The sequence below is a fragment of the Streptomyces sp. AC550_RSS872 genome (assembly GCF_019049285.1).
Taxonomy (GTDB): Bacteria; Actinomycetota; Actinomycetes; order Streptomycetales; family Streptomycetaceae; genus Streptomyces.
The window spans coordinates 1-26,710 of sequence record NZ_JAGMUL010000038.1; the positions used below are offsets into that span (position 1 = coordinate 1).

General features: G+C 69.1%; 22 protein-coding genes and 1 pseudogene. 7 read left to right on the plus strand and 16 right to left on the minus strand.

Going from position 1 to position 26,710, the window contains the following annotated elements; genetic code table 11:
* The coding region (locus tag KUM44_RS17540; protein ID WP_217208843.1) for an FAD-dependent monooxygenase at positions 1–398 on the plus strand (398 nt) is incomplete at its 5' end.
* Positions 399–517: 119 nt separating this feature from the next.
* Here KUM44_RS17540 and KUM44_RS17545 read toward each other — a convergent pair.
* Entirely contained in the window at positions 518–694 is a 177-nt protein-coding gene (locus KUM44_RS17545; RefSeq protein ID WP_217208844.1) for a hypothetical protein, read from the minus strand.
* Positions 695–935: 241 nt separating this feature from the next.
* On the opposite strand from KUM44_RS17545, the gene KUM44_RS17550 reads away from it, so the two are divergent.
* Positions 936–1,403, plus strand: a complete 468-nt coding sequence (locus tag KUM44_RS17550; RefSeq protein ID WP_217208845.1) for a hypothetical protein — start codon at positions 936–938, stop codon at positions 1,401–1,403.
* Positions 1,404–1,465: 62 nt separating this feature from the next.
* Here KUM44_RS17550 and KUM44_RS45455 read toward each other — a convergent pair whose 3' ends face one another.
* The 4 genes and pseudogenes from KUM44_RS45455 to KUM44_RS17570 all read right to left on the minus strand — a co-directional run bounded on the left by KUM44_RS45455 (position 1,466) and on the right by KUM44_RS17570 (position 9,076).
* Positions 1,466–2,833, minus strand: coding sequence for a NucA/NucB deoxyribonuclease domain-containing protein (locus KUM44_RS45455; protein WP_254389667.1), 1,368 nt, complete (start codon positions 2,831–2,833; stop codon positions 1,466–1,468).
* A 210-nt stretch (positions 2,834–3,043) separates the two neighbouring features.
* Positions 3,044–3,378, minus strand: a pseudogene (locus KUM44_RS17560) (transposase); the annotation flags it as partial.
* A 109-nt stretch (positions 3,379–3,487) separates the two neighbouring features.
* Positions 3,488–4,414: a hypothetical protein gene (locus KUM44_RS17565; protein ID WP_217208847.1), complete on the minus strand. Its 927-nt coding sequence runs from the start codon at positions 4,412–4,414 to the stop codon at positions 3,488–3,490.
* Between the two features lie 882 nt (positions 4,415–5,296).
* Positions 5,297–9,076, minus strand: a complete 3,780-nt coding sequence (locus tag KUM44_RS17570) for a helix-turn-helix domain-containing protein (RefSeq protein ID WP_217208849.1) — start codon at positions 9,074–9,076, stop codon at positions 5,297–5,299.
* A gap of 257 nt (positions 9,077–9,333) precedes the next feature.
* Here KUM44_RS17570 and KUM44_RS17575 point away from each other — a divergent pair, with 257 nt between their 5' ends.
* Positions 9,334–9,774 (plus strand): hypothetical protein, encoded by a 441-nt coding sequence (locus KUM44_RS17575; RefSeq protein ID WP_217208931.1) that lies wholly within the window; start codon positions 9,334–9,336, stop codon positions 9,772–9,774.
* Positions 9,775–9,905: 131 nt separating this feature from the next.
* A complete protein-coding gene (locus KUM44_RS17580) occupies positions 9,906–10,361 on the plus strand; it encodes a hypothetical protein (protein WP_217208851.1) in 456 nt (151 codons plus the stop codon).
* Positions 10,362–10,849: 488 nt separating this feature from the next.
* Here KUM44_RS17580 and KUM44_RS17585 read toward each other — a convergent pair whose 3' ends face one another.
* Positions 10,850–11,521 carry a peptidase E gene (locus tag KUM44_RS17585; RefSeq protein WP_254389659.1) on the minus strand — a complete coding sequence of 224 codons (672 nt, stop codon included), beginning with the start codon at positions 11,519–11,521 and terminating at the stop codon, positions 10,850–10,852.
* Positions 11,522–12,287: 766 nt separating this feature from the next.
* Positions 12,288–13,676, minus strand: a complete 1,389-nt coding sequence (locus tag KUM44_RS17590; RefSeq protein WP_217208855.1) for a hypothetical protein — start codon at positions 13,674–13,676, stop codon at positions 12,288–12,290.
* A 186-nt stretch (positions 13,677–13,862) separates the two neighbouring features.
* Here KUM44_RS17590 and KUM44_RS17595 point away from each other — a divergent pair, with 186 nt between their 5' ends.
* Positions 13,863–14,753 (plus strand): hypothetical protein, encoded by an 891-nt coding sequence (locus KUM44_RS17595; protein WP_217208856.1) that lies wholly within the window; start codon positions 13,863–13,865, stop codon positions 14,751–14,753.
* 660 nt (positions 14,754–15,413) lie between these two features.
* Complete coding sequence (locus KUM44_RS45460; RefSeq protein ID WP_254389660.1) at positions 15,414–15,842, plus strand: hypothetical protein; 429 nt, start codon at positions 15,414–15,416, stop codon at positions 15,840–15,842.
* 62 nt (positions 15,843–15,904) lie between these two features.
* Here the strand turns inward: KUM44_RS45460 and KUM44_RS17605 are convergent, their stop codons facing one another.
* Positions 15,905–16,813, minus strand: a complete 909-nt coding sequence (locus KUM44_RS17605; RefSeq protein ID WP_217208857.1) for a hypothetical protein — start codon at positions 16,811–16,813, stop codon at positions 15,905–15,907.
* Between the two features lie 696 nt (positions 16,814–17,509).
* Between KUM44_RS17605 and KUM44_RS17610 the strand changes: the two genes are divergently transcribed.
* Positions 17,510–17,668 carry a hypothetical protein gene (locus KUM44_RS17610; RefSeq protein ID WP_217208858.1) on the plus strand — a complete coding sequence of 53 codons (159 nt, stop codon included), beginning with the start codon at positions 17,510–17,512 and terminating at the stop codon, positions 17,666–17,668.
* A 229-nt stretch (positions 17,669–17,897) separates the two neighbouring features.
* On the opposite strand, the gene KUM44_RS17615 is transcribed toward KUM44_RS17610, so the two are convergent.
* The 8 genes from KUM44_RS17615 to KUM44_RS45475 all read right to left on the minus strand — a co-directional run bounded on the left by KUM44_RS17615 (position 17,898) and on the right by KUM44_RS45475 (position 26,430).
* Positions 17,898–18,215, minus strand: a complete 318-nt coding sequence (locus tag KUM44_RS17615; RefSeq protein ID WP_217208859.1) for a hypothetical protein — start codon at positions 18,213–18,215, stop codon at positions 17,898–17,900.
* A gap of 1,019 nt (positions 18,216–19,234) precedes the next feature.
* A complete protein-coding gene (locus KUM44_RS17620) occupies positions 19,235–19,567 on the minus strand; it encodes a hypothetical protein (RefSeq protein WP_217208861.1) in 333 nt (110 codons plus the stop codon).
* A 126-nt stretch (positions 19,568–19,693) separates the two neighbouring features.
* Complete coding sequence (locus KUM44_RS47195) at positions 19,694–20,578, minus strand: DnaB-like helicase C-terminal domain-containing protein (RefSeq protein ID WP_217208863.1); 885 nt, start codon at positions 20,576–20,578, stop codon at positions 19,694–19,696.
* A 110-nt stretch (positions 20,579–20,688) separates the two neighbouring features.
* Positions 20,689–21,960: a replicative DNA helicase gene (dnaB, locus tag KUM44_RS17630; RefSeq protein WP_217208932.1), complete on the minus strand. Its 1,272-nt coding sequence runs from the start codon at positions 21,958–21,960 to the stop codon at positions 20,689–20,691.
* A 250-nt stretch (positions 21,961–22,210) separates the two neighbouring features.
* The gene (locus tag KUM44_RS45470; RefSeq protein ID WP_217208865.1) at positions 22,211–22,807 is read right to left on the minus strand and encodes a DciA family protein; all 597 of its coding nucleotides are present in this window, start codon (positions 22,805–22,807) and stop codon (positions 22,211–22,213) included.
* Entirely contained in the window at positions 22,804–23,376 is a 573-nt protein-coding gene (locus tag KUM44_RS17640; RefSeq protein WP_217208867.1) for a hypothetical protein, read from the minus strand. The genes KUM44_RS45470 and KUM44_RS17640 overlap by 4 nt, the downstream gene beginning before the upstream one ends.
* Positions 23,377–23,435: 59 nt before the next feature.
* Complete coding sequence (locus KUM44_RS17645) at positions 23,436–23,882, minus strand: DUF6083 domain-containing protein (protein WP_217208869.1); 447 nt, start codon at positions 23,880–23,882, stop codon at positions 23,436–23,438.
* Between the two features lie 112 nt (positions 23,883–23,994).
* A complete protein-coding gene (locus KUM44_RS45475) occupies positions 23,995–26,430 on the minus strand; it encodes a hypothetical protein (RefSeq protein ID WP_254389661.1) in 2,436 nt (811 codons plus the stop codon).
* Positions 26,431–26,710: the final 280 nt, after the last annotated feature.

Here is a 26,710-nt window from a genome sequence, read left to right on the forward strand (position 1 = left end):
ACAAACTCGACGCGGTCCCGGTCCGCCACAACGACCGCATCGCACTCCTCGGCGACGCCGGACACCCCGTCGGCGCGGGCCAGGGCGCGTCGATGGCCCTGGAGGACGCACTCGTCCTGGCCCAGTCATTGGCCGCGGAGCCCTTGGTGGCGGCCGCCCTCTCGGCGTACGAAGCCGCCCGCTCGGCCCGTATCGCCAAGATGGTCAAGGCCGCCTCGGACAACCGCGACGCCAAGACGGCAGGCCCGCTCACCCGGCGGATACGCGACCTGGTGATGCCGCTGGCGGTCCGCCTCTTCTACGAGAAGGCCACAGCCTGGCTCTACACCCACGACTGCGGCGAACTGCTGACCATCCGGACGGATGGAGACCCCCGGGCCCGTGGCTCACGACTCTGACCTTCACGGGGTTGATCGCGCTGCTTGCGCCACGTCCTCGGTGGCCCGAAGAGCGGCCAGCTACTTCCGAAGGATCGGCTCGCCGCTGTTGGGCCACAAGCGGGACAGCCGGACAGCCCTCAGCTGTTGGTCAGGTATCCCGGCTCACGCTCGTGTTCGCCCACCCACAAGTGCGGTGCCTGGTGGCGGATCGCTTCCACCAGTGCCTCCCTGTAGGGGTAGTTGCCATTGAATCGGTACCGCAGCCGGGGCAGGCCGGGCCGGAAAGGCTCGTCGTCACGGACGAAGCTGCCCAAGACGGGGTCCTGGGGGTCGATGGCGACGTTCGGGCAGAGCTCGATCGAATAGTCCTTGCCGAAGCCGTGATCTACCTCGCGGTGAGCGACCTCATGGCACGCAGACTCACCAGCGAAGACACCCTGAACTGGCGCAACATCGGCAGGTCATCTTCGGCTGATTCGCTGCGCTGTGTGTCTGCTGGTAGGGCGGGATCTAGCATCCTGTTGAGAGCCGTGTCAGAACTGGGAAGGGGTCCTTGTGGCGCAGCTTGTCCGGCGGCAGCGCGTGAGCGCCTTCGTGGGGTACCACGCGTTTGGGCTGCAGGAGTCCGACGACGCGGACCTGCCCGTCCCGTTCCCCGACGACTTTCATCGCCACTCTTTCCTCGGCACCCACCCAGGACGTCTGGACATCACCAGTGGTGGGCACACCCATACCGCCACAGTGGACGTCGAGGTGTGGGACGGGGCGCCGCCCCCGCAGGATCCGGGTGACTGGGACGAGCAGGCCGAAGCCGATTTCGAGTCGACGAGCGGTCAGGTCGCGGTGTGGTCCATGCACACGGGCCGGATGGACGACGTCATCACGCTGGCTGACGCAGGTGGCTCCTGGCGCGTCCGCGTCAGCTGCGTCGGCCGGGCCGAAGCCGCGGCCCTTTCGGAGGGCGAAGGCACCGGTGCCGGGCTGGAGCGCTACCTCATGCAGTTCTGGCCGGCCGACGCGTAGAACGCGGAACCGGGAGGGCGGGAGCGGTCCTTGCAGCCGCCCCCGCCGGGATGTCCATCCGGTCAAGTGACGATCTTGACGATGAAGCCGTCGTTCATTCCGTCGATGATGCGGTTCTTGGCGTAGTAGCTCTTCAGGATCAGACCGCCGGCCTGGTTGTCATCCTTCGGAATCGGCTTCACGGAGAAGTTGAACTTCTTGGCCTCCGGGTCGTACTCCACCTCCGCGGCACCTTCGTAGGTGCTGGCGAACGGGTACTCATCGCATTCCTTCCCACCGCTGGTGTAGTTCGCTCCCCAGTAGCGCCTGCACTGCTTGACCGCCGCCGCCCTGTTCTTCTCGTTGCGGGAGCTGCTCACCGTCCGGTGCAGCGGTTCCTTGACCGTCTGGCCAGGCACCTTCTTCGCGGACATGTACGGCTTAGTGTCCTGTGGGACGAGGAAGGCCTGTCGGATGTGCTGCGCCTCAGCCCGTTCCTCCGCGCCCTGTTTGGCGCTCAGGGTGAGCGGCGTTATGTAGCTGAACGTCGCAGCGCCCCTCCTGTCCGGGTTCCCGCCTCCGGTGGAGTTGGCCAGGTACGAGGCCGCATCCCAGCGCGGGGCGAGCATGAACAGGTTGCCTCCATTGCCGTTGAGAGTCCAGGGCGCCGGGGCGGTGTACCTCACTGACGGCTCGTAGACCGCGAAGATGAGGTCAGCCGATCCCGTGCCCTGACCCGGCTTGGCAAGAACCGTCTGACTGAAGGTGCCCTGCGCCCTCAACTGAGCGAACGTTCTCGCCGCTGCCGGCAGGCTGCCACCACGGTTGTAGCGCACGCCGGAAGGCCAGCTCTGCGGAATGTTCCCTTTCGTAGTGACCGACAGGCCGTCGGCGGCGTTGCTGCCGGCCTTGAGGAAGTCGCTGAAGTGGTACGCATAGTTGATCGTGCGGCTGTTGCGCGCGACGGTGCCGATCACGCGAACGTTGAACATGCTCTCGCCCACGGGGCGGTTGTTCCGAAACCAGGTCTGGACGAACGATGCCCCGTTGCACACCGCGAACCGTGACTTGACGAAGAACTTCTTGTCGGTGCCCAGACCCTTCGCGCACTCATCCAAGCTCATCGTCCTCGCCGGCTCCGGAGCAGTTGCCCGGGGCCCCGCAGCCGCAGATGACCGCTCCGGCTCCGACGCCGAAGGCGAGCCGGACGCCCGTCTCGACAACGAAGCGTAGGAAGCGGCAGGGCCGACCGTCTCCTGCGCGAGCTGCACCCGCGGCTCCGCAGCCGCAGCCAACTGTCGCAACCGCGCCGTGCCGTCCCCGTTCTGCAACTCCTCGAGCGACGGCTTCGCCGCCCCGAGAGGCAGCACATACGTCTCCACCCGTAGCTCTCCGGCATCGGCCGAACTCGCCACCGATGGTGCCGCCGTCAGCAGGGCTGCCGGCACCATCACCGCCACAGCCTGTGCGGCGCGGCGTCTGAACCATGCCCCATCCATACGATCGAACCCCCGATCTCATGCAGTGTCAGACCTGATGTCGGACACCGGGTCGGGGAAACTCCTATCGAACGCCATGTTCGATTAGCCAGAGACCCGCCTGTCATGGCGTGATCGCATCCGCACTTTGACCGAGATCAACTCTGCGGTCGACACACCCCAGCCGCAGGCCTGTGGCGGGCCCGGGCAGACGGTGGAGTCCACCGAGACGGTCCAGCCCACCTCGTCCCCGGCATCCGCCACGGCAAGGACAGCCGCGAGGATTCGTTCCCATGTGCCGTCCATGGCCCACCTGATCAGGCGTTTGTGCGCGCTCTGAAAGGGCCCAAGGTCCTCTGGCAGATCGCGCGCCAGGGCGAGCAGGTGCGGTACTTCCAAGCGATGGCATCCAGGGTTCGGCGATGGTCGGCCCACCGTCGTCCTCGGACCGGATCGGGCGGCATCAGCGGCTCGATCCGGTCCCACATCGCATCAGTGATCACTAGCCGGACAGACACGTCCGATCAACTGGTCCACCTATCAAGGAGACACGCTCTAGGCGCGGGCCCCTCCCCCCGCCCGGGCCCGGCCGCCGGAGTTCAGCCGAGGCTGAGACGCCCCGAAGCGTCACGAGGTGGAAGCGCCTGGCCTTGGCGATCGCCCGTTCTTGGCTTGCTGCTGCGAGTCGCGGTGGAGGGCACGGATGGCGTCGGCCAGGTCGGGGAGGTCAGACAGATCGATGTTGCGCCGATTGGCCGCGTACCTGACCAGACCGAGGAGCCGGTGCAGGATGTCGGCTTCCTGTTGCTGCCGGTGCCAGTCCGGGCCGTCCAGGTCGCCGTCGTCGGTAGGCTGCGGCGGGGTGCTGCGGAACCGCTCATCCTCGGCCACACACTCCCGTAGGGCCGTTGGCCACACAAGCGGGACCGGCTCGGGGCTGCCCTCGGTTTCGGAGCCGCGGACCGCCAGAATGACCCGTGCCTCCTGCGACCGGTCGACGCGCTCCTGGAGGTCACCGACGGCGGCCAGCTGGGCTGCAATGCGGCGGATCCGCTGCACGTGCTGGCGGGCCCACTCTCGTTCGGCGCGCCGACTACGGCGCTCGCGGGCCTGTTCAACCCGCTCGCTCTGGGTGCGCGGCACCGTGCCGTCTGGTCGGGTGTAGGCCCGGCTGAGCTGAAGGTGTCGCCGCTCTGCCGCCTGGCGCCCGCTGAGCTCCTGCCACTGGGCGATGCGCGCCCAAGTGATCTTTTTGGTGCGGGCGAGAGAGGTGAGTTTGAGTTCGTCGTGGTCGAGCTTCTCGCGCAGCATCCGGATGACCAGCAGCGCAGCGAGCACGTCGGCGTCGGTGGCGTCGGGCAGGAGGGTGCCCTCGGCTCGCTGGCAGATGCGGTCGTAGTTCCGTGCGATGTCCATCAGCCGCCCCGGCGAGCCGCCGCTGTGTGAGGGGAGCCGGCGGCCGCCCGAGGGAGTCTGGGTCAGCCGTGCCCACGCCTGGTCCCGGTTGTGCTGAGCGTCCGGATGCTGCTCTCCAGGGCTGGATGTCGTCCTCATGACGACTCCTCGCGTCGTCTCGAGGACGACGTTTCCGTCGCCTGCGATGGTGCGGGATCTCGCTCTACCCTCGCCCGGGCGGCTAAGACGGCGGGCTGCCGGGGCCGTACGACTTGCTCCTGCCCCTGACGGCGGCGCCTGCGGCGCCAGGCGGTACGGACAGCGCCAGCGGTGGCCGCTGTGAGTGCGAACATCACGGCAGCGAAGTACTGAGCGCTGACGTCATGGATGAAGGATGTCGGCATGGTTGGATCGGCGCACGTCATCCGTGTGCGCCTCGCTCCTCGTATGAGTAGGCGGTGCAGAGATCTGTCTCTTGGCATGCGCGAAGCCAGCACGACGGCGACGCCCAGGCACTGGGTGAAACGGCTCGGGACGGCCCCCATGAGCGGCTCGTTCCCGGGCGGAAGTCTGCCGGGCGCAGCCCGGCTGCATATGCACTCTCGCCACTCCGGCACTAAGCGCCACCTTGCGCCACCCGACCTTAGAGTGCATATACGACAAAAGGACGTGGGAATCTCAAAGGGAATGTCGTCCTCCGGCTGCTTTCGGGTCACCGCACACACGCACATCCCGCCCAACTCCCCTCCTTCTCCGCCCGGTTGCACCAAGTTGGAGCGACCGCCCCAGACCGCCGACTCCGGGCACACAGTGAGCCGGCCGAAGTCGCCGTCGTATCCGACGGCCGCGAAGGCCAGTCAGGACTTTTGAGATCTCGACCACCGTCTTTGACGATGGCGTCCGGCTTGGCCTTGCCCTCGCGTACTGACACTCGCTGCACGGGGGCGTTGTCAGTGGCGGCGGGCAGGATGGCGGGCATGACAACACCAGCTGCAGTGATCGTGGACGCCGCCGCCTACGCGCAGGGGGAACTGCGTACGCTCAAGACCGACACGGCTGCCGGTAGGAGACTTCGGGGAGAAACCTGTTCCAAGCGGCTGGGGACAGCGGAGCTCCGGCGCGTGCGCACACCGTGTCGACGGCTCGGTCCGGATCGATGTCGTACTTCTGCCAGGGCACGTGCTCGCCCGCGGCATGCAGTGTGCCGCCGTCCGGGCTGAAGGCCAGGGACAGGATGCCGTCGCCCGGAGTGCGCAGGGCAGGGCCGAGGGGTTGCTGGGAGGGCACGTCCCACAGTTGAAGGGTGCCCTGATTCCCGGCGACGGCGAGGGTGGTGCCGTCCGGGGAGAAGGCCATCGCGGTCGCCTGCTCGGGTTCGCCGAGGGTGGCGCGGGAGAGGGTGCCGGGCAGTGTGCCCAGCGGCGTACGCAGGGTGCCGTCCCACAGGGACACGTTTCCCGAGTACTTCGCCGTGGCGATCCGGCGTAAGTCCGGGCTGAACGCGAATAGGCAGTCCCCGCACTCCCCGTGTTCGTCGGGCAGGGTCTTGCCATCGGACACTCTGATCAGCGCACCGGTGTCGGTCAGGAGCTTTGTGCCGTCGGCGCTGAGCGCACCGATTCTCTGGGGCTGCTCATTGCCGTTGCCACGGTTCGGCTCGGGCAGGGTGCGCAGCCGCTTTCCGGTGCCGGTGTCCCAGAGCTTGACTCCGCTGTTGCCATCGGTGGTCATCGCCTTCCGGCCGTCCGGGCTGAGGGCCACTGCCATCAAAGGGAAGTCCGCTTTCCCGGGGTTGAGCACCGTGACCTGCCGGTTTCTCCTCGTATCCCAGACGCGGATCCGGTCTACGCCCCATGTGAGCGACTTGCCCAGGCCATGGGCCAAGCGGTCCCCGTCGGCGCTCAGCGACATCATCAGGAACGGAACGTCATCCTCGGCCAGAGCGGACCGCTCCTGCCCAGGAACGTCCGCCATGAACTTGCCGCTGCGCCCGTCGAGCAGGGTGAAGCGGTCGGCCCGGGCGCCCACGCGGGCCACAGCCAGTGTGCTGCCGTCCGCGCTGAACGTGGCGTTGTTGACGGCATGCGCACGCCAGGACGGAGTGACGGACCGGCCCAAATCGAGCGTGTGCACCACGGGTCGGACACCGCTCCCGCGTCCCACGTAGCGGATCGCACGGGACCTCATGTCGATTCCGACGTCGCCGGGACCCTCGTACTCGTCCGCCAGCACGTGACGAAAGACTGGGGCCTGCGGCCGGTCAAGGCGCCAGAGCAGCATCTCATTCCTGCCCGCGCCCACCACGAACTCCCCGTCGTCACTGAAGACATACTGCTCCGGGGACGCCTGGCGGAGCCTGGGCAGCTCCTTCCCGGAGGAGAGCCGCCAGCGCCGCAATCCCTGCCCGTCCGTCGCCGCCAGGGTGTGTCCGTCGGGGGAGAACTGCAGGCTCGACAGGGTCGAGCAGGGCACTTTCGTGGTCCACTCTGCAGCCGATCGGCGGTCCTGGCGCATGTCCCACAGCTCGAAGTGACCGTCCCGGCCACAGTAAGCAAGCAGGCGCCCATCGGCGCTGACGTCCTCCCCTTCTGTCGGGATGATGCCCGGGCCCGTGCGTGTGAGCAGCCGCCCGGTGCGCGTGTCCCACACCTCCATGCCGCGGTCGTCGAAGCCGAAGAGCATCGCCCCTCCGCTGCTGCTGAATTTCCTCATGGAGGCGAACATGATTTCGACATGGGAAGGGCCGAAGGCGGGGCCGCGGTACCGTCCGGCGCGGATGTCCCACAGCCGCACCTGCATTCCGTGGCCCGTGGGGATGGCGAGCGCCGTGCCGTCAGGGCTGTGTGGGAGAGTGCCGTGTTCCTCCGCGTGGCGCGGCAACGCACGGTAGGTGCCGGTCACACGGCCCGTCTCCGCGTCCTGCACCGTGATGCGCCTCTTCTGGATGCGGGTGAAGGCGCGGCCGTCGCTGCTCAGGAACTGCTGCTCGTAGGAGTCGGATGCCGGCGCCTCGAACCTCGCCCGCTCCCGCTGCTCCAAGGCGCCCAGCAGCGCCGACCGGGTCTCCGGAATGCGGCTCAGTTCCCATGCGGCGACGCTGAGTTGGAGTGCCAGCCGGGGGTCGGAGGAGCGCAGCGCATTCGCCGCGGTGGCGGCCTTGCGGGCGGCGGCCAGAACCCGCTGCCGGTCGCTCTGCTGAGCCTGCTGCCAGGCGACGACGCCCGCCAGGAGGGTGAGCACCACCACAACGGACAACGAGCCGACCAGTGTGCGCAGCCGGCGGGCGGCCCGGGTCGCTGCCTGCCGCTCCTGATCGCGTGCTGCGGCACTTGCGGTGAGGAAGTCCGTCTCCAGCGCGGTGAGGGCGGCACTGTGTCCGGGCCGGGCGAAGGCCTCCTCGGCGGTGGCCAGCCGGGTGCCGCGGTACAGGGCCCCCGGGTCGCGTCCCAGGTCGTCCCAGGCGCGGGCCGCCTCGGTCAGGCGGCGGTGGGCCCGGAGCCGCTCACGGTCCTCCTCGATCCAGCCACGCAGCCGGGGCCAGGCGGAGATCAGGGCCTCGTGGGCGAGATCGACGGTGTCCTCGTCGAGGGTGAGCAGCCGGGCGCGGGCCAGCCGGTCCACGACGAGGGCGATGTCGTCCTGGGAGGCGGTGCCGAGCATGAGTTCGCTCCGGTCGACCGGGCGACGGGTGTCCTGGGAGCCCTCGCCGGGAGCGATCAGCCGCAGCAGGATCAGCCGGGCCAGCTCCGCCTGGTCGGGGGCCAGCCGGGTGTAGATCTCCTCGGCAGTCTGCGCGATCGCGCCGTGCACGCCGCCCGCCGCCTCGTATGCCTCCATGGTGAGCGCCCGGCCGCGGCGCCGCCGCCAGGTCTCCCGCAGGGCGTGCGAGAGCAGCGGCAGGCCGCCCGGCTCGCCGCCCGCCTCCGCCACGAGGCGGGTGGTCAGCTCCCGTTCGACGATCAGTCCGGCCGACTGCGCGGGCCTGACGACGGTCTCGCGGAGCTCGGCCGGGCTCATCGGCCCGACCATCAGGTTGGCCTCCCGCAGCGCGTCGGCGAGCTCGCGGTGCTCGGCGCAGCGTCCGTAGAAGTCGGCGCGTACGCCGAGGACGACACGCAGCTGGTTCGCGGGCTCGGCGGCGGTCAGCAGGCGGGCAAGGAAGTCGGCCCGCTCGCCGGTGTCGCGGCACAGCGTGAAGACCTCCTCGAACTGGTCCACCACCAGCCAGGTGTCCCCCTCCCCCGGGGCCGGTACGCACACGGAGGCGTGGGTGCGCAGCGGATGCTCGCCCGGGGTGAGGATCCGCACCGCCGCCGGGCGGTGCGGTCCGTCGAGACCGCGCAGACGGGGAATCAGCCCGGCCCGAAGCAGCGATGACTTGCCGCTGCCGGACGGCCCGAAGATCGCGAACACGCGGTGCTCCATCACCGCGCGGACCAGCCCGTCGGTCATCTCGTCCCGGCCGAAGAAGAGCTCCGCATCGCCCACGTCGAACCGGGCCAGGCCACGGTAGGGGGAAGGGCCGGTCTCGTCCGCGACGAGGTCGCTCAGCCGGGCCTGCTCCGTGACCGCCTCGCGCCAGCGCTGTTCCCACGACTCTTCCTCGCCGCCGCACGCCCGCACGTAGGCCAGGGCCACTGGCAGGGAGGGCAGTTGCTCTCCGTTGGCCGCTCTCGACAGGGTGGAGACCGAGACCTCCACCTGTCGGGCCATCTGCCGGTAGGTGATGCCGCCCGCTTCCTGACGGAGTTTGCGTAACTCGAACGCAAACCGCTGGACCGGTCCCAGCCCCGGGTCGAGGTCCGCTTCCGGACGCCCCATGTCGCTTCCTTCCCCCGTGCCGTCCGCGTGAGCTGCAGCGGCGTCTCATCCCAACACGCGCCCCACCGCCGCGGAAGACACCATCTCGCCAACCCGAGCCTGTGACCTGCTTTGTTTCATGCCCGGGACACGGCTGTGCAACAACCCGAGACCCGGTGAACTCGTTCCAGGACGCCCCCCCAGTGGCCGCCTTGGCCGCGGGTCCGGCATCCATGAACAGCCCATCGACGAGAAAGAGGTCTTCCATGGCGTCCAGAATGCAAACTGTGGGGACGACGTTCACCAAGCGCGGGCTCGTGGGAGCCATGTGTCTGGCGTCCGTGCTGGTCATGGGGGCCAGCACCTCGGCGAACGCGGTGACCGTGGGCTTCAACGCGAGGTCGACCAGCGGCAAGGCCGAGATCAGCGGTACGTACAAGTACTGGGCCTCCGGCACCGCCGCCGGCCGTCCGCTCTACGACGGATCCTTCTCCGGCGCGACGGCCCGGGATCGTGTCGCCGGTGACGGCTACGAGGCCGTCCTGGCGCTCAAGTACGACGAGTTCACCAACGGCGCATGGCGCACCGTGAAGAACAAGGTCGCCGTGGTGAACGGCACCAAGTCGTGGTCGTTCAAGAACAAGGCGAACGTGTACGCCTACGCCTGCGACCGCAAGGTCGGCAAGAAGCCGCTCCTCAACTGCAAGCGCGCCTGGTAGACCCAGCCGGGCTCCGCCCGACGGCGTTTTCATGTCCCCACGTTCGGCGCACGGGCGCCGCGGCCGGTACGAGCGTGCCGGCCGCGGCCACGCCCGGCGGGCCGCACGACATCGACCGGAGGAAAACCGCAGTGAAACGATCTCTGACCCTGTTCGCCGCCCTGCTCGGGTTTCTGGTGATGACCCAGGCTCCGGCACAGGCGCACAACACCGAAGACTGGTACTGGTCGACCACGACTCCCACGCATGACAACAGCCGGGATTCCAGGAGCAATTACCGCGGCGCGACCCAGAAGACGAAGATCTACTGGGAGCGCAACTCCGTAGCCGTCCGGAGCTCCGTCTCGGATGACAAACCGGACGGCTACTGTGCAATCGCGCAGATCCGTTACGAGATCTACGACGACGGCGTCGGCTGGTCGGGGCACTGGCACTACCGGGCGCCCGTCGTCGACTGTTCGACCGATGGCCGGTCGGCCGTGTCGAAGTACGCCTACGGCAAGCCCGGGATGCGACACCTGTCCGCGCGGGCCTGTCTGGGGTCGGCGGACGGGGTCATCAGCACATGCGAGTCCACCTGGCACTGAGGACCGCGGTGATCGAGGGCCCCTGGCGCCGGCCGACGGGGTGGGGGCCGCTCCACGGATCGGTCATGAGTAGGTGTTTTTGATCCCTGGCCGTGAGGTGTGTACGGCTGGATCATCTGGGTTGTGGGGGCTGACAAGACGGCTCGGCGGTACTGCCGGGAGTGCGGGGATCCGCTGCCGCAGACGATGGCGGCGGAGGCACTGTTCTGTTCGGGTCGGTGCAGGTCAAGGCGGTGGCGGAGACGTCAGAAGACCCGTAAGCGGGTCATCGCGATACAGCGTGGCGAGCAAGCGGAGTGCCCGGTATGCGGCAGGTCGTGGACAGTGGGGGTGGAGCGGTCGAGGGCGGCTGTGTACCCGCAAGAACGCCCGCACCAGCCAGTGGACGAGAGAGCGACCGGCTACTCTCTGACAGCGGCCCTACTCGACAGAATCCGAATACCTGTCTCCTCGCCTTTCCGTATCCTGCTGGAAGGTAAGGAAAAGGATCACTGAGATTCGGTGAGCAAGCGGCACGGCAGGGCTCGCTCCGTGGCTCCGTTTTCCCCATCCGGTCCGACCTCATATAGGTGGGCTTGCAACGTGCGGGTCACCGTTTCCGTCAAGAGGCCGTCCGTGAATACAGCGCCGACACCATCCTCCAGCGCCCACCCGGCACGGAGCGAGCCGGTGGCTATGGCCGCTTGGTAGGAGGCGCGGCGGCCCGGTTCACTGTCGTAATGCGGGCAGACCGAGCCGGACAAAAGACCCAGCCCGTCCGGCAGAAACGTCAACGGTCCGAAGGAGTCGGTATGCGAGCCCTCGGCCCAACAGTTGGCGCCAGCGCTGACACCGCACAGCAACGTGCCGCGATCGTAGGCCTCGCGCAGCAACCGGTCCACGCCGTGCGCACGCCAGACGGCCAGCAAGTTCGCGGTGTTGCCGCCTCCTACGTATATGACGTCTTGAGAGAGCAGGAACGTGCGCAACGCGGCATCATCAAGCTCCCTCCGGAACAGCGGCAAGACACTGGGCTCACAGGCGCGTGACTGGAACGCAGAGAGGAATTGGTCGAGGTAGGCGGGGGCATCACCGCTGGCCGTGGGCACAAAGCAGACCTTGGGTCGAGACACGCGTGCGTGACCGAGCACCCAGTCGTCCAGCAGGCCATCTTCGTCCATGGAGAAGCCACCACCGAGGAGAGCCACACGACGCACGGGAACAACAGAGACTGAAGTGCCTCCTCGGCACGCGGGCCCACCAGAGCGGGCGATGCCCGAACAATGCCCGGCCATCGACTGCCTCCGCAATCGATTAGAACCTCGGTACATGTGATGCCCTGTCCGCTCATACACCGTCACACGAAGTCAGGTCAGCCGGGCCGCCAAAGGCTTCAAAAAACACCTACTCACCTATAGCCCGTGGGGACGATCGTCCGGCTGAAGCCCCATGGAGCCTTCCGCCGAGAGGCGACCGCCCTCCGCACGTCATCGCACACGGCCCCGGCTGGTCTCCCCCGTCCAGCCGGGGCTTCGCGTTGCCCCGGGCCTGCCCCGCAAGGACCGAGGCTTGAGACCGTCGGCGGACGGGCACTGCACCATCGCGACGAACGTCCTGGTGCACTGGCGAATGCCCGCCGCACCAGCGGGAGCGCCCTGTCCCCGGTACCTGTAACGCCATTTCTGTGCCACATGCGCCTGGAGCTGGATCTCGATGGGCTCTCGGGCGGTGAGCAGGCGGTCCGCCCAGAGCGACGGCTGGGCCTGGGTGATGTCGCGGATCCGGGCGCGACGGAGGTGCTCGGTGCGGCGGTGAACGCGAACCGGGCCCGGGTGGAAACGACCAGGCCGCCCGTGGGCACCGCCTTCGTCCTCTACAGTCACGCGGCAGGGGGCCGGAGCCACTGGCATTGGCTCCGGCCCCCTCATCTGTGGGGCGCGGCGGGTGTCAGCCGGTGTTCTCATGGGGCTCGAGCAGCGCGAAGTACGTCTCACGCTGCTGCTCGGTCAGCTCGCCGTCGAGCGAGAGAGCCGACCGCAGCGCGCGCAGCGTGTCCGCCGCCTGCACCTTCCACGTCGTGTGGGCCTGCCGCTGGATCTCCCCGATGCTGGCGTAGGCGTCGCCGGGGAAGTAGCGGATGTACCAGTCGAGCATCTTGGCCACCGGCACCGACAGGTTGAGGTGCCACCACTTCTGCGGCCCTTCAGCGTCCTTGTCCTCGTCGGCGAACATCTCGGCGGACTCGGCGAAGTCGTGCATCACCGCGGCCTGGACGACGCGCCCCAGGTGCTCGGTTGGAATGATCCGGTCGAGGCTGACGGCGACGGACCAGGCGAGTTCGTTCGCGATCTCGGCGACGGACTCCTTGTTGCGCTGGCGCAGCACCCACCGCTTGCGCACGTCGGGCCGGTCGAACAGCGTGTGCTGGAAGTTGCTGGCGAACCGGTCGCGTACCTCGGCCGCGCCGGGCGAGAGGCTGTCGCGGTCGCCGGCGGACATGGCGGCCCCGACGCCCTCGTAGGAGCGCTGGCGGGCCTCCGCCCAGTCCTCGGCCACCGCACGGGCCCACTGGTCGCGGCCGCCGACGGTGGCCTGCGGCAGCGGCACCTCGCTGTTGCCGCGCGAGATGTAGGCGCGCAGCGTGGAGGCGGTGATGCCGCCCAGCTCGGCCATCTCCGGGGCGCCGATCAGCTGCGCCGCGGTCAGTTCCGGGCTGGAGACGTCGACGACGCACCGCTCCAGCGGCAGCGTGTTCTCCTGCTCCTGGTGGTGCTGGGCCCACAGCGCCAGGTGGTTGAGCCAGTTGTCCGGTCCTTCGGCGTCGGGGTCGAAGGCGCGGACCTTGCCGATGTACGCCAGGGCCGGGGCGGCGCGGCCGTCGAGCATGTCGGCGGCGCTGACGGTGACAGCCATCCGGGCCTTGCGGCGCTCATAGTCCTGGGCGATCGGATCCCAGACCTGTCCGGGGCGGTACCAGGTGGTGCCGTCCCACCAGTAGCCGCCGGCTCGGAACAGCAGCTGGTCCGCCGACCACTGGGTGTGCCAGGAGGAGGTGTCGCCGTCGCGCATGAGCAGCACGGTCCGGCCGTGCTCGGGGTGATAACGCACCGCCCAGCCCAGGGAGTGGTTGAGCGGGTCGGTGGTGAAGGCGTGCCAGCCGCCGTCGGCGCGGTTCTTGTCGTAGCGGCCCCACATGCCGCTGGCCTCGTGGCGGCCGACGGCCTCGATGGCCTCCGGTCCCTCGTCGAGCGGGATGTGGGAGTCGTCGATGAAGGGCAGGCCCGGCACCGGGTGGTCGGTGCGCAGGCCGTTGGCGAGCGGACGAACGTGGCCCAAAGCTGATTCCTCGTTTCACTCCAAGTGCTGCACGGTTAGTGCAGCACTGATCTACTATCCTTATACATGCATGCCAACCCTCTTTGTGCAACGAAAATTGGCCAACCTCCCACCGGGCGTCCGTGAATCGCGGACGGACGTGGCGGTCCATGGAACCAGCGTCGGCTAAGGGGAAGGACACCCGACATGAGCGCGCACCCCGACCTGCCGGACACCCTCGTCCACTTCACCGGCCGGCCCCGTGGGCCGAACGAACGGCGGGACTTTCCGCCGACCACTCCGGAGGACCGCCTGGTGAGCATCCTGCACAGCGGGACCCTGCGTGGTGCCGCGCCCTTCGGGCTCGATGCCCCGGTGCTGTGCTTCAGCGAGGTCACCGAGGAGGCCCGCCGCGTGATGCTCCGCGACGGGGTCGGGCGGGGCCCGTACGAACCGTGGGGCCTCGTGCTCGACCGCCAGCAGCTCATCGCCGCCGGGGCCCGGCCGGTCCTCTACGTCTCTCGCGAGGAGCGGGACCAGATGAAGGCCGCGCTGTCGCGGCAGACGTACAACCGTTGCGTCGCCTACGAGCCGGCTCCCGCGCAGGGCACCCGCTCGGACTGGCTGCACGAACGGGAGTGGCGGATCTGCTTCGAGCCCGACGACGAACCCGTGCTGCCCCTCACGCCGCGGCTCGTCATGCAGGCCGGCAGGGTGTCCTTCACGCCGCACCCCGTCGTCGGCGTCATCGTCGGCACCCCGGGCTGGACCCCACCGCCCAGCTACCGGAGCTACGAGGAGGCACAAGCCGAACTCGATCTCCTGGTGCAACGGCTGCGGCAGGCGATGGAGAGCGAACGGGACCACCAGTGGCCCAGCATCGACGTGAACGCGTACGGCGTGGAGTTCGCCCGGCCCGCGAACGGTCTGGCCCGCTGGTGGTGGAACGGCTCCGAGCTCGTGCCGGACGGCCGCATCGACATCCAGGCACAGGAATGGGAGACCAGGATGCTCTGGGGCGGCACCCTGCCCGGGCTCAGCTACACCATCGCTCCCGAAGCGGACCGAGAGGAGCTGCGCGGTGACGGCCGTATCTGAGACGACCGCCCCCGGCCCCGACGATGTCCGGCCGGTGCCGCTGGACCCGGCGGCCGCCGAGCGCCAGGCGCTCATCGAGCGGTGGGCCGAACGCCACGGCGTGGACGCCGCTCGCCGCCTGGCCGAGGCCGAGGACCTGGCCGACGCCGTCGCGAAGGAGATCACCCCGGACAACACCATCGACACCTACGACAAGAGCTGGCGGGTGTGGCAGCGGTATTGCGCGGCCACCGGCCTGCCGGAGCTGGAGGGCTCCCGGAGCGCCCTGGTGATGTTCGTGACGTGGATGCTGCGCGAGGGCCAGCAGAACGGCAAGGGCTACGCCCCCAGTTCAGCCTCCACCCACCTGGCCGCCGCCGTCGTCGGGCTGCGCGAGCGTGGCGTGGAGGTTTCCCGCGACGTCCAAGCCGAGGCCCGCGCCGCGCTGGAGGGGCTGGCGGTCAAGCTCCTACAGGCGGGAGAACGGCGCGGCCGTGGACAGGCGGCCGGGGCCGACATCGACGGACTGCGGGCCATCGCCCGGGCCTGCCCCGACACCCTCACCGGCGACCGGGACAAGGCACTCACGCTGACCGGCTTCCACTACGCCAGCCGCTCCCAGGACCCGGCCGGACTGCTGACCGGCGACGTCACCCTGCACCCCGCGGCCTGGTCGTCGCCGTGCTCACCGGCAAGACCAAGCACTCGGTGCGCAACGCCAAGATCCGCTACGCCGATGATCCCGAGATCTGCCCGGTGCGGGCCTGGACCGCCTACCGCACCCGGCTGGTCGCCGAGCACGGCCAGCAGTGGGCCGATCCGTCGACGCCAGCGTTCGTCGGCATCGACCGGTGGGGCCACGTCACCGGCGGCATGGGCCCCGACTCCGTCACCCGCGCCATCAAGCGGATCTCCAACCGGGCCGGGGTGCCGATCGCCTGGACCGGGCACTCGCTGCGCATCGGCCTGGCCTCCGTCGCCCGCCGCAACGGCCGCGACGGCATCGCCATCGCCGACCAGGGCGGCTGGGCCCGCCACTCCCGCTCAATGCTCGGCTACATGCAGCGCGACGACGGATGGGACGACAACGCCTCCGCCGGACTCGCCTGACCGCAGATCAGCCCCGGTCGGACCTGTTAGATCCAACGGGTCCGACCGGGGCTGACGTGTGTTTATCGGAGCCCCGGCGAGTTCGCCGCTGACGAGGCGCACTGGGTGGAGCAATACCGGGCGGGAACATCCGCCTCAGGGGCGAGATACGGGGCGGCCCCGCAGATGCAGAGGCCGCCTGCCAGCTTGCGGATGCGGGCGGCGGCGGACCTGGCCCTCTCTTTCAGACGAAGGTGTTCGTGGTCGATCGCGTGCCGGACTGCCGTGGCTTCCGCGTCGTTGAGGTAGATCTCGTCGATCAGATCAGGGTCTCCGAAGCAGCCCTCGACCAACTCGGCGGCGACCTTGGCGAACGCTCCTTGGGCGACGGCGGCCGCGATCAGTGCGTTGCCCTGGTCTCCCGAGTGTGCGACGGCCGGAGTGCTTTCGAACTCCTGTCGCCGGTCGTTGCCCCACGCCCAGGCCATCGTGGCGAGCTCCGTCCCGGAGCGTTCGGCGAGGTGCTGGCGCTCGCAGTACGGGATCACGGCTGCGGCGACCGGGAGACTCTTGCACCCCGGGATGAGGCACAGCTCGGCGACCCAGTCGTCCTGGGACAACAGGAGCTCGAAGCGGCGGCCGCCGCACGCCACCACCACGGTCCGAAAGCCGTCGCGTGACTCCATCGTCATCTCGGCGGACAGGCCCATTGCTGCGAGGTCACCGGTCAGCAGCAGGACCGACTTGTGTGGCACGGGGCCGCCCAGGAGCGTCGAGTCGAACATGCGCGGCGCCCACTCGGCGTCGACCTCGGGGTGGTCTCCGGTCCACTCGGGGGAGGTGGCGCACTCGGCGAGCAGTTCCCGCAGGGAGAACACCGTCCGCGATACGCCGGCCGTAGTGGCCTGGCGGAGGGCGGCGGTGTACTTGGCACCGGTCTGGCGCTGCGCCGCACGGGCGCGCTGAGCAGCAGTGCTCTGGTTACGTGGCATCGGTCTTCTCCGACTCGACGGGCACGCCCACGCCGCCCGTCGACGAAGAGATGCAACGTCAGGGCGTCGCGGGCCCCGTAGGACCTTGGCCGATCGCGGGACGATGGCGTGGGCATCGACCTGCGGCGGGCGGCGGTGCGCGTCCAGCCGAGGGCACCGTAGCGCAACGCCAAGTCCAGAGGAGAGACACCCGACGGGACAGGCCGTGATCCCGGTCGTCGCCATGACAGCCCTGGGCCCCGAGCCGTGCACCTTCTGCGTGAACGACCGACTCAACGAACTGGCGCCCAGGCCGATCGGGTTGCGACCAGCAGGGCGTAGAAGGCGCAGATCCTCACGATCGGCGGCAAGTTCCACGCGCACGCCGACTTCGACGAACCGGCTCGGCGGCGGTGGTCCATGCCGAGGTAGTGGACCTGTTCGCCGGTCCGGGAGGCCAACCGTGGGAGGTGTAAGACGACCTGGTCGCTCTAATTTCGGAATGGCTTGAATCCGGCGTCCTCGCAGGTAGATGCGCGGTTCGATGGTCGATCAAAGACCCTGAGGCTGAGGGAAGTTGGGCTCACGCGGGTCAGAGCTGTTTGCCCCCGCCTCTATGCTGGTGACGTTCCTCCGGGGCGTCTGCCACGTACTTCACCAACCCGGTGAAGGCCCGGCAGCCCGGCCGGGCGCTACTTCGGCGCCACGGAGGTACATGTGGAAGGCAAGACACCCGTCGACAGCGGAGATGAGCAGGGCGAGCAGGAGGCAGCGAAGCGGCGTCGGGAACGGCGCAGGCCCATCGCGCAACTCCTGATCGACTGGTCACCGGTGATCGCGGGAGTCGCCAACCTCGTGGTACAGCACTTCTCCTGATCAAGGAGCGGTGAGCGTTGGTCGTAGCGCCGCGGCAGCAGCAAGCCCGGCCGCATCTCACACGACCGGGCTCGCTGGCTGTGTCGCGGACGGAGGGCCCTGGACCTGGGGTGGAGCCCAGAGAAGGGGCCCTCTGCGTCAAGTTATAAGCGTCATCCGCGCAGATCGATCGTACGGGAAATCGCGCCCCGGTCTACAACCTGGGCTGCTAGACGCTCGTTTACCCGGCTCACCCGTCCTGGTCCAGCAGGGAGTCTTCTCCGGCGGCGAGCGCGTCCATCAGCTGACGCAGCGCGAGCAGTGCCGGCCGCGCATCGGAGGGGTCTGTGGACTCCAGGGCCGCTGTCGCCGGATCGAGGACGTCGACCAGGCGCCCGGCCAGTGCGGCCTCGGGGATATCGCGCAGTGCCGCCCTGAAGGCCGACCCGTCCCAGTGAGCCCGGGCCAGCCCTTCGGCGAGCCGTACGTCCTCCGCGTTTGGAGTCCATGCCCCGCTGTCGTACTCCTCCAGGAGCGCGCGGGCGTCTCGCTCGAGGGCGTCGGTCAATTATGCCTATGGAGCACGCCGACTTTCCCCGCGACCTGATCGAGCTCCAGGCGGACTGGCACCGCACGTACGCGGCCCTCGCCGTACCGTCCAAGGCGGTGTTCGAGGCGATGAAGGAGGGCTGGGCCCGGCAGCAGTCGGCCCGGTTCCTGAGGACGAAGACAATCGCCCCACGGCTACGGCTGATCGAACGGCTGGAGGAGTTCACTGGCCTGTACCCCTGGCAGTGGACGCCTGCGGACGGGGAGGCGTTCATCGCCCACCTGCACAGCGGGAGTAAGCCGATCCAGATGTCGACGGTCCGCTCGTACGAGGTGACGATCGGGCTGTTCCTGGAGTACCTGCTCGACGCGCGCTACGGCTGGATCGAGGTCTGCACCGAGCAGTTCGGCGAGGCGCCCCAGGAAGTCTTCCACGAGGGCCACTCGGTTCTGCACACGGTCGAGTACGAGGGTGATCCTCGCCGCCGGCCGCTCACCTACGACGAGGTCCAGGCCCTCTTCGACGCCGCCGATTCCCGGCCTGCCAAGATCAAGGGCCAGGGCCGCAAGGGTGCGCTGACAGCCTTGCGGGACGCCGCCACCCTGAAGACGGTCTACGCCTTCGGCACCCGCCGCTCCGAGTTCTCCCGGTTGGACCTGGTCGATCTGCGCCGCAACCCCAAGGCGCCGCAGTTCGGCGCCTACGGCAGCGTGATGGTCCGATACGGGAAGTCCTCGAAGGGATCCCCGCCGAAGCGCCGGACGGTGCTGACCGTCCCGGAGATGGACTGGATCGTCGACGTTCTCGACGAGTGGATTACCGAGATCCGCCCCCGCTTTACCCCGGGCCGACACCCTGCCCTGTGGGTGACAGAGCGGGTCGGACGGGTCTCGCCCCGCTCGATCAACGAGGTGTTCGTCGCCGCCCGCGAACGACCACGGCCCCGGCCGACCCGATCACCTCGGGCCGGCCGGGGCCGTGGCTGCGGCCGGGGAGATCACGAGGATCTCCGCCTGCCGCAGCAGTTTCCTGATCTGCTATATCTGCCACGCGGCAGCCTCCCGGGGTTCCTGCGGCCAGGGCGGCCGGTATCCCTGCTTGCCCAGCGTCATCGACAACGCCGCGTCCCGCTCCAGGCCCTCGGGCCGTTCGGCCACGTCCGCGAGATCGCTGTGGAGCAGCACGGTGTGCAGTTCGGCGACGACGTTGTTCATGTTGGAGGCGAGCATCATCTGCACCCACGGGTTACCGGTCAGACACCGCTGAGTCTGCTCCCGCAGGCGGTGCGCCGCCCGTGCCGCGCCGGTCGCCGTCCACTGCCCGGCCCTGTCTCTGCTGCGCTCCCTCTTGCCCCGGCTCGCCTTCCCCACCCACAAACTCCCCCACCCGACAGCCAGTTACCGAAGCCGTACCCGACCGCGACGAGCCCGACACGACGTGATCTGGCCGAGTGTGGTGTCAGAGGATCACCGGTTGAGCATGCTCGCCCCGTGCCTCTACCAGGCGACCGTGAGGTGCCGAGGGGCGGGCCCGGAGCGGTCTTTGGAGATGAAGACGTCGACTTTGGAGGGATGGGTGCGGTCAAGGAGGGCGAGGGTGTCCGCGTGGTATTCCAGTTCTGCGGCGATGCCGAGGTCCTCGATGTCGAGGGGGTGTCCGTCGCGGCGGGGGCGTTCAAGGCGGGCCATGAGCAGGATGGGTGGCTGTTTCAGACGTTCGTCCATGGCGGTGTGTTTCAGCGCAATCGACACCTCCTCCACCTGCTCGGGGTGTGACAGCGGTCGGGGGTCCTCGTCTCTGGCGGTCATCACCTGCAGGCGGTCGATGACGACCAGGTCGGTGTACTTGCCGCGGTGGGCGGCGGTTTCTAGCCGGTCCCGGATGAGCTCAGGGGTGAGTTTCGCGTCGCGGTAGATGGTCAGGTTGGGCAGCGTGTTGCGGGGGGTGAGGTCGGGGGCAAACATGGTCACTCGCATCCCGCGGGCGGCGTTGTGTACCGCGATGTCGTAGCCGGCCTGCGCCTCACGGCTGCGTGAGCGGGTGCCGAGGCAGGTGAGCCGGCCGGCGGCAAGATGTGCCACCTCGTCCATGTCTGGCCAAGGTGTCTGCGCTTCGAGACCTTCAGGCCCCGAGAGATGGTCGCTCCAATGTCGGACCGCGAAACGGTCCATCCAGGGGGAAGCCATCAGCTTCTGCCAATGCTCCAGGACGGCCTCGGTGTGCGGGTCGTTCAGGTCAAGCCGGATGCTCGTCCTTGCGTAGCCGTCCGTGTCCAGTAACTGCTGCAGGTCGGGGTGCGCGAGCCGGTCTTTGCAGGGACTGTCATGCACTGGGTACGGGCCCCAGACCCAGTTCTCGGGTGCGTCCTTGGTCGCCCCCACGGCAGCAATCGTCCCCGCGTCATCGGGGTCTAGGGGCTTCAGGCATACGGCGCAGTCGTACTGCACGGTGATCCTTTCTCACAGCGAGCTGGCTCATGGAAGAAGACGCGTCAGGTTTGTGCCATGTCGACGAAACGGGAGTAGTGGCCCTGGAAGGCGACGGTGATAGTCGCGGTGGGACCGTGGCGGTGCTTGGCGACGATCAGGTCGGCCTCGCCTGCGCGGGGCGAGTCCTTCTCGTAGGCGTCTTCGCGGTGGAGGAGGATGACGAGGTCGGCGTTGTCCTCGAGGGCTCCGGAGTCGCGCAGGTCGTTGAGCATCGGCTTTTTGTCGGTGCGCTGTTCGGGGCCGCGGTTGAGGGTGGAGATGGCGACGATGGGAATCTGCAGTTCCTTGGCGAGCAGTTTCAGGCAGCGGGCGATCTCGGAGATTTCCTCGTAGCGGGAGCCCAGGGGTCTGGTGCCGTAGGTGAGCAGGTGCACGGCGTCGACGACGATGAGGTGGACGCCCTTGCGGCTGTGCAGGTATCGGCAGTGGGCGCGCAGGTCGTGGATGTTGGAGTAGGCGCCGTCCTGGATGTAGATCGGTGCGGCGCTGACTTCTGGCATGCGCCGGGCCAACCGGGTCCAGTCCTCGTCGGTCATCGTGCCGGAGCGCATGTGGTGCAGGGCGACACGGGCTTCTGCCGACAGCAGTCGCATGCCGACCTCGTTGCGGCCGGCTTCGAGGGTGAAGATGGCGCTGGGCAGGTTGTGTTTGATGCTGGCTGAGCGTACGAAGTCGTAGGCGAGGGTGGACTTGCCCATAGCGGGGCGGGCAGCGATGACGATGAACTGGCCGGGATGAAGTCCGCCGGTGAGGGCGTCCAGGTCGGTGAAGCCAGTCGGTACGCCGGGCAGGGTGGCCTCGCGGCCGCCGGTCGCCTCGATCCAGTCGAGGGTGTCTTCCATGACGTCGCCGAGCGGACTGGCCGGTGGCAGTAGCTGGCGTCGCGTGGTCGCGGCGTAGATCTCGGCCTGGGCCTGGTCGGCGATGCGGTCGGCGGCGTCGGGTTCCGCGTCGGAGGCCAGGTACTCGATGTGGATCGCTGCGTTCTTGGTGCGGCGGAGCATGGCGGCGCTCTGGACCCGCTCGGCCTCGACTGTCCAGCTCCTGGATGGAGAAGGGCCGGTCATGAGCGCGGTGAGGTAGCCGGCGCCTCCGATCTCCTCGAATCGGTCGTGTTTCGTGAGGTGAGCGGCCACGTTGATCGGGTCGGTGCCCTGACCGCTGCCGTACAGGTCGAGGATCGTGGTGTAGATGAGGCCGTGGTCCGGCCGGTAGAAGTCGTGGCTGCCGAGGACTTCGACGATGTCGGCGATGGCGTCTTTGGACTGCAGCATCGCCTTCAGCACGGCCTTCTCGGCGTGCAGGTCGTGCGGATGGTGCAGTGCGGCGTCGGTGTCCTCGACGGTCACCAGGCCCTCCCCCGTGTTGTTGTGTTGAGCTGCTGCGGGCTCCCCGCGGACATCAGGCCAGCGTATCCACGACCCCGCCTGACCAGGGGCGCATTCGCCGCAGGTACCGGCCACGCGCACAACCGATGGGCGCGCCGCCTGCCGGACGTCTTCTCCATGAACGCGCGGGAATCAATCAGAATGTGTCAGATCGGCGAGCCGGCTCACGAGGCATGCAACGAGCCTGACGCTGCTGGGCCTCCTCGATGTCGGGGTCGGGCAGCGGTGAGGGCGGCTTTCGTACGAGAGCATGCGCCACTGCGGGCGCATCCACGTGCCGCGGCACGTCAAGGACCACGCCTTTGACCAGACGGAGCTTTTGCACCTTGCCGGGACCGAGCTCGTCGCCTAGGCGTTTCAGCAGCGCATCCCCGATGAGCCGCATCTGAGTGGCCCACGCGGCTGATGCGCAGCGCAGCGTGAGGGTTGCCGTGTCCTCATCGAATCCGACCGGGATCACGTGCCGGGCTGCCGGTCCGACCATGGCATCCCATTGGGTGATCACGGACGCTGAGGTCGGGTTGGCCAGGTGGCCCAGGCCGTGTTCGGCGAACAACCCCAGCACGACCTCGGCGATCGAGGCCGGCGGCGTGCGACCGCGGCGCACCTTCCGACGCGCAGAGGTGGAGGTGTCGGTGAAACGCCCACTTCGTGCGTCCTCCTTGGCGCGCCTCAGCGCCACCCGGGCGAGGTCAAGACCGCTGCCGGGACGCGGCGATTCCACGGCCGTCACAAGTCGGATGGCTGGCGCGGAGTGAGGGACGGTGTCCCCCAGACGCGCAGGACTTCGTGGTCGGTGAACGCGTACACCAGCCGGTAGGCGGAGGCCGCGTCCGGGCCGCGGAGCAGCTGCGTCACATACTGCTCGGCTTCCGGCTCGCTCTGTCGGGGCGTGCCGCACATCTGCCAGGCCTGCCCGTTCCACATTTCGGGGATCCAGCGCTTCCTCGGCTGCGGCTGGTCGGCGCGGACCCGGTGCCGGGACTGCACACGCGCCGGTGGCGCGTCGTCCTCCCCTTCAGCCGCGTGAGGGCGCGATGTCCGCTGTCCTGACCGGCGGCGGGTTTCGCACAGCAGGCAGAGATCGGCGGCGTCGGGGTCGACGGGGCCGCTTGGGTGTTCAGGACAGCGGGTGGTCGGTTTGGGGGTGCTGACCGCGTCGTCGAGCAGGGCCAGGGCTCGCTCGAGGTCCTGACGGATCTCCTCCGTGTTGGGGGCGGTCGTTCTGTCCTCTAGCTGTTGCCCGTGTTCACCGGCGACGCGAAGGGAACGGCCCAGGGCGATGAGCTGAGCGTGGTTCACGTGTCTCTCCTTCATCGGCACCGGCAGGTGTCAGGTGCCCGAGGGCTCTGGCCGGCTGGTCAGGTGCTGGATCGTGGGGTGCGGGCCAGCCTCAGCCGCATGGCCCGCCACAACTCGCGCGCGCCTTGGCTGCTGACCGGCTGGCTGCGGTGCAGCCGGGGACAGCACGCATCGTGAGCGATCTTGGCACTGCCGTAGTCGCGATGATGAGGACCGGGCCACGCGATCCCGCCGACCAGATGGTAGAGCTCGGTGTCGGCGAAGAACCGGGTCGGGTAGTCCCCCGGCACCAGCGCGATCCAGGCCTGTTCCGCTTCTGGTTCCCCGTCACCGATGACACGGGCAGGGTCCGGGCCTGCCTGCGGCCGGTAGACGTTCACCCCGTCGAAGTCGAGCGTGCGGTGGCGGTGCGTGGCCAGACCGCACTGCGGACACGGGACCGTCAGCTTGCGCCCCCACCCCGGGATCTGGTCCTCTCCCGGCCCGTGCTGGGAAGGAACACTCACGTCCGCTCAGCCTCCGATGTGTGAGGGCCACCAACCGGCCGGAGCGCGGGCGGTACCACGCCACCGGGAGTAACTCCCAGGCTACCGGCAGAGATTGCCCTGCTTGCGGCCGTCAGCTAGCCCGACGAGGCTCTCGTCCTGCCGCGACACGAGCTCGTAGAACCTGCAACTGCCCCAGTTTGCGATGCAGCAGGTAGACGGCGGTGCGATGCCGGGCCTCCTCGGCTGCCGCCTCAGCGGCATGGTGACCGCGCGGCCGCTGACGCAGGACGGAGTCGTACACCGCCTGAGCCTCCGCCTCCGCCTCCTCGCTCACGAGCAGCCGCCGCACCGCGCTCGCTCGGCGCTCGCCCCGGATCCGCTCCGCGATCTGCGGAGCCGAGAACGCCGCCAGTGCCTCATCGCCGCTGCCGCTGCGGCGGCACGTCTCGGCAAGCAGGACCCGGGTGTCGGTCTCGCAGCGCGCCGTCAGCGCGGCAACCTGCGCCGGGTCGTCGAGGTCCGCCCGCACTGCGACCGCCAGGTCGACTGCTTCATGAACCAGTGCATCGGCACGCCGCCGGTAGGTGCACTCGGGGCACAGGCCCGCCGCGCCGGGCAGCCCGCACTCCGCGCACGCCGCCGACCGCCGCTCCGCCTCGGCGGCCTCCTCCGCCTGCCGGCGCCGTGCCGCAGCAGCCCGCCGTGCCTCCACCTCGTCGGCGACACGAGTGTGCCGGGCACGGATGCGGCCAGCCTCGAGCACCGTCCACTCCCGCAGTCGCTCCTCGATCGCGGTATGCCGGGCAGCGGCGCCGGCACCGGCGAGCTCCGCGTCGACCTCATCTCGCACCCGCGCCCGCACCGCACGCCGCTCCGCCGTCACCGCGGTGCATCCAGGGCAGTCGCCACGGGTATCCAGCCGGATCCCGTCGTCGCACCGCCGGTCCCCGCACAGCTGGCGCTGGACCAGGCCACGCCCGAGCAGCCAGCCCACCGGCTCGCGCACCAAAGCCTCGCCGCCGGTCTCGGCCAGGCGGTCGGCCAGACGGTCGGAGAGCAGCTGCGGCGCGGACTCGGGGTCCACGAGCCCGGACAACACGCCAACTGCCTGTTCGGCCGCCCGCCGTACGACGGCACGCTGACCGCTGCTGAGCCTGTCCCACAGAGCGGCTACCGGGGCCAGAGAGGCCGGCAGACGAAGATCATCCAGGCGAGCCGACCATCGCTGTCGCTGCGGCCCAGACTCGCCGTCCACGACCGTCAGCCGAACACGGCGGGCAGTGGGGTTGGCCGAACCTCGCACCTCAACAACCGGGAACTCTTCCGGCTGTTCCCCGCGAAGCGGGCCTCGCGGGCCGTCGACTTGCGGCGGCTGGTCAGCGGCAGAAGCGCCCATGGACCCGTCCTCGCGTACGCACGCGTACTCCGGCCGACGACCTTCCCCGCCACGGCCTTCGCCGGAACACCCACCACACAGAGCAAGCGACACGACGGGAGTAGCCACAGGAGGGTGATCAGTGTGAAGGGCTGCCGCAAGCGCGGGGTCTGTCACACCAGCCTCACCAGCCACCGGCACGTTGCTGGCCTGCGGATCTGTCTCTGAGTCGGAGGCGCCACTTCCCCTTGCTGCGACCGCGGGGTCTGAAAACTCGGGCTCGGCAGCCTCCAGACGGTCCTCCCGGGCATCGGCGATCCCGTCCCGGCCGTGCGCGGCAGCGACGGCCGGCACCACCAGCCGCGTACGGTGCGCGAGCCCCGACGCCGTCGCCACTCGCACCCGCTGCACCAGGCCCCGGTCCTCCAGCCGCTCCAGAACCCGCTCACCGCGCGAGGCCTTGCAGCCCAACAGTCGGGCCACCGTCGCCGCCGCGCGGCCGCGCCGGGTGTTCACCGTGCCACCGCACTGCCGCACCCGACCGTTCTCCCGGGCCTCCAGCACCAGCAACAGCAGCGCCAGACGGTCCGTCGCCGCCGCCCGGCCCGTACGCGAGCCGAGCAGCCCGGCCGGAGTCACCCGCCCGTCCCGGTGCACCCAGCCCGGGGCCATCACGGCCTCCAGCAGCCGCAGCAGCGTCGCGAGCTCCTTCTTCGCCAGCGCCAGCGGGTGCCCGACCACGCCATGCGCGGCCCACATCGGCAGCACCTTGCACTTCAGACCGATGTCCTGGCCGAACTCCCCCTCCGCCGTCTCGACGTCGACGACGCCCGACCGGCGCAACGCCGGCACCACGTCCGAGGCGACATACGACGCCGACAACCCCAGCCACCGCCCCAGCTCCGGCGTACGGATCTCCACCACACCCGACTCCGACGGCGTACGCGACACCAGCACGATCACCGCGAGACGGACTGCATCCGACACACCGTCAAGGCCGGGAACGTCCAGCAGCGCGCGCACCGCACCACCCACCCGGGCCCGGGCATCCCGACCCAGCGCGAGCGGGTGCGCCGGACCGCGCACCGGCACCGGGCCGGCCTGCACGGGCACCGACCGCAGACGACGTCGCGGCACACCACCACAAGCGCGGTCGATCAGGGCAGCGGCCGACGCCGCGCCCACGCTCATCGGCCCACCCCGAACGACCCAACAGAAGCGATCATCCGGCGATCGTGGGGCGGATGGCCTGTGGACAGATTCCGATGAACCGCGGCGCCCCTGCGGACAACGGTCTGCCGGACGAGACGGTGTGGGCGCGCCGCCCCACGGAACACACAACGATCCCGCTGCATGAAGGGACTTACAGCGCGAATCGGACTGTGAAATCGGTCAAGGCGCCACTTCACAGGCCCCCAAACGGGGGTAAACAGGGTGTATGTGGGCTGGCGAAAGCCCCGGCGGTCATGCA

Bases quoted from the DNA above. Each gene is read 5' to 3' on its own strand.
- KUM44_RS45455 (WP_254389667.1), bottom strand. From the start codon at position 2,833: ATGGTGCCGGCAGCCCTGCTGACGGCGGCACCATCGGTGGCGAGTTCG.
- KUM44_RS17565 (WP_217208847.1), bottom strand. From the start codon at position 4,414: ATGAGGACGACATCCAGCCCTGGAGAGCAGCATCCGGACGCTCAGCAC.
- KUM44_RS17570 (WP_217208849.1), bottom strand. From the start codon at position 9,076: ATGGGGCGTCCGGAAGCGGACCTCGACCCGGGGCTGGGACCGGTCCAG.
- KUM44_RS17575 (WP_217208931.1), top strand. From the start codon at position 9,334: ATGCAAACTGTGGGGACGACGTTCACCAAGCGCGGGCTCGTGGGAGCC.
- KUM44_RS17585 (WP_254389659.1), bottom strand. From the start codon at position 11,521: ATGGACGAAGATGGCCTGCTGGACGACTGGGTGCTCGGTCACGCACGC.
- KUM44_RS17595 (WP_217208856.1), top strand. From the start codon at position 13,863: ATGAGCGCGCACCCCGACCTGCCGGACACCCTCGTCCACTTCACCGGC.
- KUM44_RS17605 (WP_217208857.1), bottom strand. From the start codon at position 16,813: ATGCCACGTAACCAGAGCACTGCTGCTCAGCGCGCCCGTGCGGCGCAG.
- dnaB (WP_217208932.1), bottom strand. From the start codon at position 21,960: ATGCTGCAGTCCAAAGACGCCATCGCCGACATCGTCGAAGTCCTCGGC.
- KUM44_RS45475 (WP_254389661.1), bottom strand. From the start codon at position 26,430: ATGAGCGTGGGCGCGGCGTCGGCCGCTGCCCTGATCGACCGCGCTTGT.